Origin of the sequence: Fibrobacter sp., from assembly GCA_024398965.1 — a bacterium.
In the GTDB taxonomy this organism is placed as follows: domain Bacteria; phylum Fibrobacterota; class Fibrobacteria; order Fibrobacterales; family Fibrobacteraceae; genus Fibrobacter.
This window is the reverse complement of the sequence record JAKSIF010000018.1, coordinates 46,079-55,647: the sequence shown is the minus strand read 5'-3', so window position 1 is coordinate 55,647 and position 9,569 is coordinate 46,079. Positions and strand designations below refer to the sequence as shown.

Here is a 9,569-nt window from a genome sequence, read left to right as displayed (position 1 = left end):
TCTTTATACATGAAAACCCCGAAAGTTGTGTCCAACTTTCGGGGTTCACATCATTTTACCGAGGTCTTTTTTAAATATCCAGCGAAGCCGGCTTTTACTTAATTCAATTCGATGTTGTCGATCAAACGAGTCTTGCCGTAGAATGCAGCCACCAAGATTACGACCTTGTCCTCAGGAGCAAGCATGCCTGCAGCAAACTTCTGGAGGTTCTTCTGGTTGACGACTTCTACAAACTGTACGGTACCGCGGGAAGCCAAAATAGACTTTACCACCATATCGCGAATTCTTGCAACGCTGCGTTCGCCAGCGTCGTAAGCGTCCTTGGCCTGCTTCAAGCCGGAACTGATACCGAGAGAGCGAGCCTTTTCTTCTTCGCTCAGGTATTCGTTACGGCTAGAAAGAGCAAGACCGGATGCCTCGCGGACGATCTTCACGCGGTGAATCTGGATATCGAAATTCAAGTCCTTCACCATGCGCTCAATCAGGAACACCTGCTGATAGTCCTTTTCGCCAAAGTAGGCATGATCAGCACCGGAAATCAGGAACAGCTTGGACACCACGGTAAGAACACCGCGGAAATGACCGGGACGATAAGCACCACAATACATGCTTTCGAGAGTTTCATCGCGAACCATGGTAAGGGGATCGCCATCGGGATACATTTCTGCAACGGAGGGAGCGAACACGAAATCCGCACCGATGGACTCAGCCAACTTGGCGTCGGCTTCCAGGCGCTTGGGATACTTGTCCAAATCCTCGTTCTTGCCGAACTGGATGGGATTCAGGAATACGCTGACCACGGTCACATCACAATCGCGTACCGAGGCCTTGATCAAAGAGCCGTGACCATCGTGAAGAGCACCCATGGTCGGTACGAGACCGATGGTTTTGCCTTCCTTAGCCAGCGGCTTAAGAGCTTGACGTAGGGAATCGATTGTAGTAATGATTTGCATTATTTACCTTCTGGAACAAAATAAGTCGATTGCTTGGGACAGGACGCAATGGCGTCTAGCACAAGCTGCAGGTGGGATTCGTTGTGAACAAAATCGATGTTGTCGGTATTGATAATCAACACCGGCGCATAGGGATAATTCCAAAACAGCCTATCGTAACGGTCCATCAAAGACTGCAGGTAGGAGCCTTCGATAGTACGTTCCATGGCGCGACCACGGCCCTTGATACGATTCAGCAGAGTGGGCACGCTAGCCTGGAGATACACAACCAGGTCAGGATGAGGAATACCTTTGTTCAGAGCCTTTGCGACCTGATCATACATGGCGTATTCGTTTTCGACCAGGTTCTGGGCTGCAAAAATTTGATCCTTCTCGTAGGTGTAGTCGCTGACCAGGAGGTCATGGAACAAGTCACTCTGAAGAGCAGAATGCTGCAACTGCTTGTGACGATCCAGCAAGAAGAACAGCTGGGTCTGGAAGGCGTAGGCTTCCTTGTTCTGGTAGAATTTTTCCAGGAAGGGGTTCTCGGCAAAGTTTTCCTCGATGAACATGGCTTTCCAACGTTCAGCGATAATCTTGGCCAGGGTGGTCTTACCCACACCGATGACGCCTTCGATGGCCAGGAAATGGACACCGTTGTCAGTCAGTTTCTTCCCGTACTGGCTCATGTCTATCATCATACTAAGGTTCCTCCGAGGTGATTACGCGGAAGGGAATCTTCTCCTCCTTAGCGAGGAGATTCAAAAGCAAATCCTTGATCTTGGAACCGGTTCTCGGGTCTTCCCACTCCGGAGCAATGTCGCTCAACGGCACAAGGACAAACTGACGGTTCAAAATCTGGGGATGCGGGAGGTTGGGCCTCCCCTGGCGGATTTCCTTGCCAAAGTACAGCAGGTCCAAGTCGATTTCCCTGGAATTCCAATGACCACGGGGTTTGCGCCCAAGGACAAATTCTGCACCTTTTAAGTAATTGAGCAAACGTGTAGAGGTTCCTGAATACCAGAACGAGACAACCTGGTTAAAATAAGGACCCTGCCCCTCCGGACCAACCGGAGGAGTTTCGTATATGGGGCTTTCCAGCCACCCGCCCGCCGAGATCTTGCGAAGCATGTCGCGACCTTCTTCCAGATGCTTATAGCGATTTGGAAGATTGGAGCCCAGGGCGATAAATACACGTTCTAATGAATCCACTTCCTAAATATAACTATTCAAAATGACACTAAAATGACAAGCATCTTTTTTTGACTTTTTTTCAGTCAAAACCCCATTTTCTATGACAAAAACGTTTTTTTTAGTTATCTTATGACCCGTCTCGATGAGACAGTTATTCCCTATATATAATCAGGTAAATTTCTAGGCTGTTATAAGTCATTTGCTTACAGGGTAAACTGCTTGAAGCACGCCACCTGTTACCTGCATTTCTAAATCAAACTTTCAATCGACACTCGCGTCTGCGCAGTAAAATCGAACCGGTTACTATATATCTCACATATTCACAGGAAACCATCGTGGCGACCACAAAAAAGAACAGCAAGAACAATTCTTTGGCAGAACAAGAAAACCTTAACGTTGAAACACCCGTCGAACAGACCATAGCCGCAGAAGGCGAATCCTCCCCCAAGCAGGCCAAGCGACCGGGAAGGCCCAAATCCCCCAAGGCAGAAGCCAAGACGGATGTAGCCGAAGCTAGTTCTGTTGAAGAAGTTTCCGCAGCCCAGGTGGAACATAAGGGCAAACCCGACAAGAAGTTCAAGAAGAAGTTTGATAAGCGTCCTGATGCAGAACCAAATACCGAGGCAGTCTCAGCTCCGGAAGTTGGCAACGAAACACCCGTAGACGCACCCATTAACGCAACATCAAGCGAAACTGCAACTGCCTATACAGCAACGCCAGAAGCCACCGCAGCCGAAGGATCCGTCGAAGGTCAGCCTTCTGAAGGCTCCGTAGAAAATCAATCTGCAGATGCTCAGGCTGCCGAAGGCGAAAGCAACCAGCAGAACAACGGTCAGCAGCGCGAACGCTTTAACAAATTCGACAAGCGCAATAAGTTCAACAAGTTCGACAAGCGCAACAACAATAACAACCGCCAGCAGCAGGAAGAGCAGGAAGACGCCGTTCCGCTGCCGGAACCGGATTCCGAAGCCTGGTGCAAGGCTCGCGACTGCTGGGCCAAGTACCGCAAGATGACCATGAGCGACCTGCAGGAACTGGCAAGTCAGAAGGAAAACCTGGACTTCCGCCGTTACCGCAAACAATCCCTGGGTCTTTTGCTCCAGAGTCTGGAAAACGAAAACAACATCGTCTACGCCGAAGGCCTCCTGGAAGTCACCCCCCAGGGTCACGGCTTCCTCCGCAATACGGAATTCAACTACCAGCAGGGCCCCGATGACGTTTACGTGAGCCAGAACCTGATCCGCCGTTTCGGCCTGAAGGTTGGCGACACCGTTGCAGGTCTTGCACGCCCGCCCCGCGATGGCGACAAGTTCTACGCCTTGCGCCGTGTAGACAAAGTAAATTTTGACGATCCCGAAAAGATCAAGCGCCGTGTGGCCTTCGAATACCTGACTCCGATCCACCCTAACGAAAAGATCCGTCTGGAACACGATCAGGAAGAATTGACCACCCGCGTCATGGACTTGTTCAGCCCCATCGGTAAGGGTCAGCGTTCCATTATTCTCGCTCCTCCCCGTACCGGTAAGACCATCCTCCTGCAGAATATGACTCGCGCCATCGCTGTGAATCACCCGGAAGTGATCATCATGGTGCTGCTCATTGACGAACGCCCTGAAGAAGTGACGGAAATGCGCGAAATCGTGGGCAAGCTGGTGGAAAAGAACCCGGCCCTCAAGGCAGAAGTCGTAGCCTCTACTTTCGACGAACCTCCTGACCATCACGCCCGCGTAGCCACCATGGTTCTGGAAAAGGCCAAGCGCCTGGTAGAACAGCAGAAGGATGTCGTAGTGCTCCTGGACTCCATCACCCGCTTTGCCCGCGCAAACAACGTGGTCATCCCCCACTCCGGCAAGATTCTTTCTGGCGGTGTGGACGCCATGGCCATGCAGTTCCCCAAGAAGTTCTTCGGCGCCGCCCGTAAGATTGCCGACAAGCTGGGCGACTTCCAGAAGGATTCCAACGGCCAGATCGTGCAGACCATCTTTGGCGAACCCGTCCGCGAAATCGTCCAGAAGAACGGCTCCCTCACCATTATCGGTACCGCCCTGATTGAAACCGGCAGCCGCATGGACGAAGTGATCTTTGAAGAATTCAAGGGCACCGGCAACATGGAACTGGTGCTTGACCGCCGACTGGCAGAAAAGCGCACCTGGCCCGCCATTGACGTATTCAAGTCCGGCACCCGTAAGGAAGACCGCCTGCTCTCCCTCCGCGAACAGGATATCATCTGGAGTGTTCGCCAGGGTATGCAGAACGATACCGAAAACGGCATCATGGACAAGCTGATCAAGTGGATGAAGCAGTACAAGACCAACGACGAACTGCTTTCCTTCTTGGCAAAAGCAAAGGACAGCGTGAGATAAAATCGCTTTGCGATTACAATCGCAAAACGATTTTATCAATGAAGGATGAAGAATGAAATATGAAAAATTGAAATTAGGCGGCATTGCCGCAATCATAGGCATTCTTCATCCTTCATCTTTCATTTTTCATTACACTAAGTTTTTATTCGAGGTTTAAAATGTCTGAAAAAATTTTCTTCGCTGGCACCGGCAACATGGGCGGTGCAATTCTCCGCGGTCTTCTGCAGGCCGGTAACGATCCCAAGTCCATCTTCTTCTTCGACCCCAGCGATAAGGCTGCCGCAGAAGTAACCGCCCTCGGTTGCGTCCGCGTAAAGAACTTTGCCGAAGGTGTCAAGAAGGCCGACGTCACCTTCCTCTGCGTAAAGCCCCAGATATTCAAGCTGGTAGCCGCCGAATGGAAGAACGCCGTTAAGTCCATCAAGACTTCCAAGACCTTCATCAGCATCATGGCTGGCGTTACCCGCAAGGCTTTGATTGAAGTTCTCGGGAACAAGAACCAGGTTCTCCGCGTCATGCCCAACCTGCCCCTTACCGTGGGCAAGGGCTCCGTTGGCCTTGCTACTGACGGCGTTACAGAAGCCACCCTCGCTACCGCAGAAAAGATCTTCGGCAACATCGGCGTTACCTGCCGCGTTGCAGAAAGCCTCATGGACGCAGTTACCGGTCTTTCCGGCAGCGCTCCCGCCTACGTATTCGAATTCATCGAAGCTCTGACCCGCGGCGGCGTGAAAGCAGGCCTTACCCGTGATGTAGCTTTGAAGCTCGCCCTCGGCACCATCGAAGGAAGCGTGGAACTGGTGAAGCAGTCCGGCAAGAGCCCCTCTGACCTCTGCGCCATGGTCTGCTCTCCTGCAGGAACCACCATCGCAGGCATCAACGCTCTCGAAGAAGGCGCCTTCCGCAGCACCGTCATGAAGGCTGTGGTTGCCGGCACCGAACGCAGCAAGGAACTGGGCAAATAAGCTCCGCTTATTTGCAATTACGAATTATGATTTATGAATTATGAGATAATAGAATCTTTTTTCGACAAGCAGTCCCACTATAAAACGATTAATTCTCGTAACTTGTAATTCGTAATTCTTAACTAAATTATGCGTATAGATTTTTTCGCCCATGAATCAAACATGTCCTCGTTCATCGTGGACGTGCTTTCTACTGTAAATTATGATGTAAAAATCTACGATCCTAGCAGATACTATCTTGGCAAGGAAATGCTTCCTGTACAGGACCTTTCCAACATCGCCCTGTGGGATCTTGACGCATTCGGAACCGAGAATGAGCCTCATTTAAAGGTTCTTAAACAAATCAAGCCCGACATAATGATCTTCGCCTACGCCGAAGACATTACAAATTACAACAACCTCAGCCCTCTATTGGATATCTGCATGAATTCCGCCGCTGTGCGAGTTCATCTCATGAGTCAGATAGCCAAGTTGAAGAGAATCATTTCTGCAAGGCAAACCTTCAAGGAGAGCATGAGCCACCTGGTGGGCAAAAGCCCCGCCATGGAACAACTCAGAAACAACGTTCTCAAGGCAATGATTCACTCCGGACCGGTATTGATCCAAGGAGAAACTGGCGTTGGCAAGGAACTAATTGCTCGAGCCGTTGCCTGCACCTACGACAAGCTTATAACGGTAAACTGCAGCGCTATTCCTGACAATCTTTTTGAAAGCGAACTTTTCGGCCATACCCGCGGAGCCTTCACTGGCGCCCAGAACGAGCGAATCGGTTTGTTTGAAGCAGCAGATGGAGGCGCCATATTCCTGGATGAAATTGGCGACATGCCTTTACATGCCCAGGTCAAGCTTCTCCGCGTCCTACAGGACAAAGAAATCCGCCCCATTGGAGCCAACAAGAGCAAGCACATCAACGTGCGAATCATTGCCGCAACAAACAGAGACCTAAAGAAGGCTGTCCTCGAAAAAAAGTTCCGCGAAGATCTATACTATCGTCTGAACGTCATTCCTCTCTCAGTGCACCCCCTAAGAGAGCGTACAGAGGATATCGAAGACCTGGCAAACTACTTCATTCAGTTATACAAGGGTGAAGGCGAAAGCTACACCTTGTCTAAGGAAGCTTTGCAACACCTTCAAAGTCACAGCTGGCCCGGCAACATCCGAGAACTAGAGAATGTTATCCAGCGCACGCTCTGCTTTACCAACTCAGGCATCCTACAACCCGAAGATTTCCAAATAGATCGCGAATTTCTGGGAGAATCTCTGCCCAGAAGCAATTTCTATGAAGCCCCCAACATAGAATCGGCTGCGAACTTTGAAAAATCAAGGGGCTGCACTTATCCCGATGCAGATCTCTACGAGGAATTTCGTGAAAAACAGCTTGACCAGGAACGAGAATTCCTAAAGGCAAAAATTCACGAAAACAATAATTCCATAAGCCAGACTGCGACCAATTTGGGAATGCTGAGAACGGCTCTTTACAACCGTCTTACCCGACTGGGCATTAGTATCAAGGAAATCTAGTAACGAGTTACCTTATAGCCGCTATTCCGTAATTGTTCAATTACGTTGTCTTCGTCAAGAACCAGGTGGGCGGCACCAATAACTACAAAGACATTCCTATCTTCCACAAGGAAGCGGGCAATGGATTTTGCCATTTTCCCATTTCGACTTGTATAGACCCTGTCTTCCATATCCTTTCGAATTTTTTCTTCCCCTTCATCAGAAGGCTTTCCGCGGTCATCATCCATCACGCTACGAAGAAGTTCTTCATCGCCCGTTTTCCATGCGCGCATCATTTGGGCAACCATGGAATCCAACATTGAAATTTCATTCAAAGTTGTCTTAAGGTAGTAGATTCCTGCAGAATCCGAGTCGCTGGTATCAGCCAAGGCTCCAACCTGTTCATCCGCAGTTTCCAGGCCAACAATGGCCTTGCCGTCTATGGCAGCACGATCCATCATGACCACGTCCACGCCATACTCCGGATTGATTCCTGCACGTTGCAAGGCGATCACAGACAATGTTGTGGCTGCGAACCAGGGACGCAGACGCATTAGTCCCATAACAGGAAAATTCCAAGCAGCACAAATACTATCCAAGGTATTCCACATAGCTCGAGGCAGCACCTGGTTAAGGGTGGTTCCCGCCGGAAGCATTCCCTGCTGCAAAGACTTCGTGGCAACCTCGTTACTGACGGAATCATCACTCAAGTCAATTTCTACAGCCAATTCCTCAGCATTCACATAAGCCGTTTCAATAACGGAATCCAAAGGGTAGAACGTAGAATCCGCAAAGTGTACGCTACCAAGAATCCAAACGCTAGAATTATCGTCCGACACCTGCCAGAAGAAATGCTTTCCAACCTCGGGAACATTCGGAAGAGATTCGTCCTTTTGAAGAGTAGTTCCCGCACATCCCACCAAAACCAGGAGCAGTACCGAAAAAAGGCTAAGCAATTTCATTGATCCAATCCAGTCCACCCTGTTTTTTCACTTCATCCAGGGAGCCCATATTCAAAGCACCGTTCGCAACAACCAGGAATCGATCACAATATCTGGATGCATATTCCAACGAATGTGTGGACACGATAATTCCTATCCCTTTTTCTGCAGCCAATTGACGCAACGTTCTGAAAAGAGAATGGCTCCAGGGAATGTCAAGAAATGCATTGGGCTCATCAAGCAAAAGAATCTTCGCTTGCTGCGCAACAGCTTCTGCCAAATAGACACGAGTTCGTTCACCGTCGCTAAGTTCACTTACGAGTTTTTGTTCGTATCGATCCAACTGCATCAATGAGATTGCATCATCAACAATTTTCTCGTCCTCTTCATTCCGTCCGTCAAACAAGCCGCTGTAGGGCATGCGTCCCAAGCTTACGAAATCGCGAACCGTCATGCGGTCGGGGGCAGCCTTGCTAATGGAAATATAGGCAACCCTCTTTGCCAACTCCCTTGCGGGCAAGCTCTTGATTTGCGTGCCCTGAATTTCAAGCGAACCTTCCAACAACGGAATAATTCCTGCCAGAGTCTTTAACAGGGTACTCTTGCCGGAACCATTGCGGCCCATCAAAGCAACAACCTGTCCTTCGTCCAAAGAAAAATCAAAGGGCGCAGCAAAAGCCTTACCATAGCCAAAGGCGAGCCCAGTACACTGCAGCAAAGTCACTTCAAGCCTCCATGGCCACGAACAATAACCCATAATATTACGGGAACACCCACAAGACTAAGGACAGCGTTCAGCGGCACTGTACCGAACAAGGAGGCAACGAGGCAAAGAACCATTCCACACAAACTAGCACCAGGCAGAAGCACCCGATGATTCGAAGTTCTAAAAAGCATATAGGCAAGATGAGGAACCGCGATACCCACAAAGGCAACCGGTCCACAGAATGCCGTTGCCGCAGCGGCCAGAATAGAAGCCCCCAGCAGTACAAGCCTACGTCCAAGTTTTACGTTGACTCCAAGGCCCTTGGCAAAGTCCTCCCCTAGGCGCACTCCATTCAAATACTTGACTGAAACTAGAATCAAAGAAACTCCGGCAGCCACTGCAACTCCAAAAAGAGCAACACCATCGTAGGTTAACCGTCCAAAGCTACCCATACCCCAGCTGACATAGACCCTTAGAGCCTCTGCATCCGTATTCACAATCAGCATGCTGATCAAGGCATCGATAAAATATCCTGTCAGCAAACCAACAATCAAAAGTACAGAGGAACTGCGGAACCGTACTGCGACCATCATAACAAGACAGGTCACCACCAGGGATCCAGCAGCTGCTGCCCCAAGAACCCCAAGATGTCCAAAGCTTAAACCCGCCAAAAGGGACAACGCAACACCCAGGCTTGCGCCACTGCTGATGCCAAGAACAAAGGGACCCGCCAGGGGATTTCTAAACAAGGTCTGCAGTGCAAGACCGGACACAGAAAGCGCTACACCAGAAAGCAAGGCTGCCATCATTCTCGGGAATCTTATTTCCCAAAAGATTCGACGAGCCATCTCGGAGCCATCCAGTTCCACAGAACCGGCGCCCAAGGTAAGTGCCATGAATAAAAAAACGAGCAAGGTCAGCACAACAAAGCAGACTCTTGCTCGAATTTGACGACTGGGCATTGGCTC

The 9,569-nt window shown here is 49.9% G+C and carries 9 protein-coding genes; 3 read left to right on the top strand and 6 right to left on the bottom strand.

Annotated features, from left to right (window positions below):
• Positions 1-98: 98 nt before the first annotated feature.
• The 3 genes from panC to folK are packed head-to-tail and all read right to left on the bottom strand — an operon-like array spanning position 99 to position 2,144.
• Positions 99-953, bottom strand: coding sequence for a pantoate--beta-alanine ligase (panC, locus tag MJZ26_08885; protein MCQ2105893.1), 855 nt, complete (start codon positions 951-953; stop codon positions 99-101).
• A complete protein-coding gene (locus MJZ26_08880) occupies positions 953-1,633 on the bottom strand; it encodes a deoxynucleoside kinase (protein MCQ2105892.1) in 681 nt (226 codons plus the stop codon). Before MJZ26_08880 ends, panC begins: the two co-directional genes overlap by 1 nt.
• Position 1,634: 1 nt before the next feature.
• Positions 1,635-2,144, bottom strand: a complete 510-nt coding sequence (gene folK / locus MJZ26_08875) for a 2-amino-4-hydroxy-6-hydroxymethyldihydropteridine diphosphokinase (protein ID MCQ2105891.1) — start codon at positions 2,142-2,144, stop codon at positions 1,635-1,637.
• A gap of 317 nt (positions 2,145-2,461) precedes the next feature.
• On the opposite strand from folK, the gene rho reads away from it, so the two are divergent.
• The 3 genes from rho to MJZ26_08860 all read left to right on the top strand — a co-directional run bounded on the left by rho (position 2,462) and on the right by MJZ26_08860 (position 6,975).
• Positions 2,462-4,489: a transcription termination factor Rho gene (gene rho / locus MJZ26_08870; protein MCQ2105890.1), complete on the top strand. Its 2,028-nt coding sequence runs from the start codon at positions 2,462-2,464 to the stop codon at positions 4,487-4,489.
• A gap of 158 nt (positions 4,490-4,647) precedes the next feature.
• Positions 4,648-5,454 carry a pyrroline-5-carboxylate reductase gene (gene proC / locus MJZ26_08865; GenBank protein MCQ2105889.1) on the top strand — a complete coding sequence of 269 codons (807 nt, stop codon included), beginning with the start codon at positions 4,648-4,650 and terminating at the stop codon, positions 5,452-5,454.
• A gap of 162 nt (positions 5,455-5,616) precedes the next feature.
• On the top strand, positions 5,617-6,975 hold the full coding sequence (locus tag MJZ26_08860) for a sigma-54 dependent transcriptional regulator (GenBank protein ID MCQ2105888.1): 1,359 nt from the start codon (positions 5,617-5,619) through the stop codon (positions 6,973-6,975).
• Here MJZ26_08860 and MJZ26_08855 read toward each other — a convergent pair.
• From MJZ26_08855 to MJZ26_08845, 3 genes are read right to left on the bottom strand one after another with little or no spacing between them, the layout of a single operon-like run.
• On the bottom strand, positions 6,972-7,916 hold the full coding sequence (locus MJZ26_08855; protein MCQ2105887.1) for a TraB/GumN family protein: 945 nt from the start codon (positions 7,914-7,916) through the stop codon (positions 6,972-6,974). The two genes, MJZ26_08860 and MJZ26_08855, sit on opposite strands and share 4 nt — an antisense overlap.
• Complete coding sequence (locus MJZ26_08850; protein MCQ2105886.1) at positions 7,903-8,619, bottom strand: ABC transporter ATP-binding protein; 717 nt, start codon at positions 8,617-8,619, stop codon at positions 7,903-7,905. The genes MJZ26_08855 and MJZ26_08850 overlap by 14 nt, the downstream gene beginning before the upstream one ends.
• Positions 8,616-9,563: an iron ABC transporter permease gene (locus MJZ26_08845; GenBank protein ID MCQ2105885.1), complete on the bottom strand. Its 948-nt coding sequence runs from the start codon at positions 9,561-9,563 to the stop codon at positions 8,616-8,618. Before MJZ26_08845 ends, MJZ26_08850 begins: the two co-directional genes overlap by 4 nt.
• Between the last annotated feature and the right edge of the window lie 6 nt (positions 9,564-9,569).

What these genes read in the sequence shown, in the direction of transcription:
- panC (MCQ2105893.1), bottom strand. Translation starts at nt 953, where the DNA reads ATGCAAATCATTACTACAATCGATTCCCTACGTCAAGCTCTTAAGCCG.
- MJZ26_08880 (MCQ2105892.1), bottom strand. Translation starts at nt 1,633, where the DNA reads ATGATGATAGACATGAGCCAGTACGGGAAGAAACTGACTGACAACGGT.
- proC (MCQ2105889.1), top strand. Translation starts at nt 4,648, where the DNA reads ATGTCTGAAAAAATTTTCTTCGCTGGCACCGGCAACATGGGCGGTGCA.
- MJZ26_08860 (MCQ2105888.1), top strand. Translation starts at nt 5,617, where the DNA reads ATGTCCTCGTTCATCGTGGACGTGCTTTCTACTGTAAATTATGATGTA.
- MJZ26_08855 (MCQ2105887.1), bottom strand. Translation starts at nt 7,916, where the DNA reads ATGAAATTGCTTAGCCTTTTTTCGGTACTGCTCCTGGTTTTGGTGGGA.
- MJZ26_08845 (MCQ2105885.1), bottom strand. Translation starts at nt 9,563, where the DNA reads ATGCCCAGTCGTCAAATTCGAGCAAGAGTCTGCTTTGTTGTGCTGACC.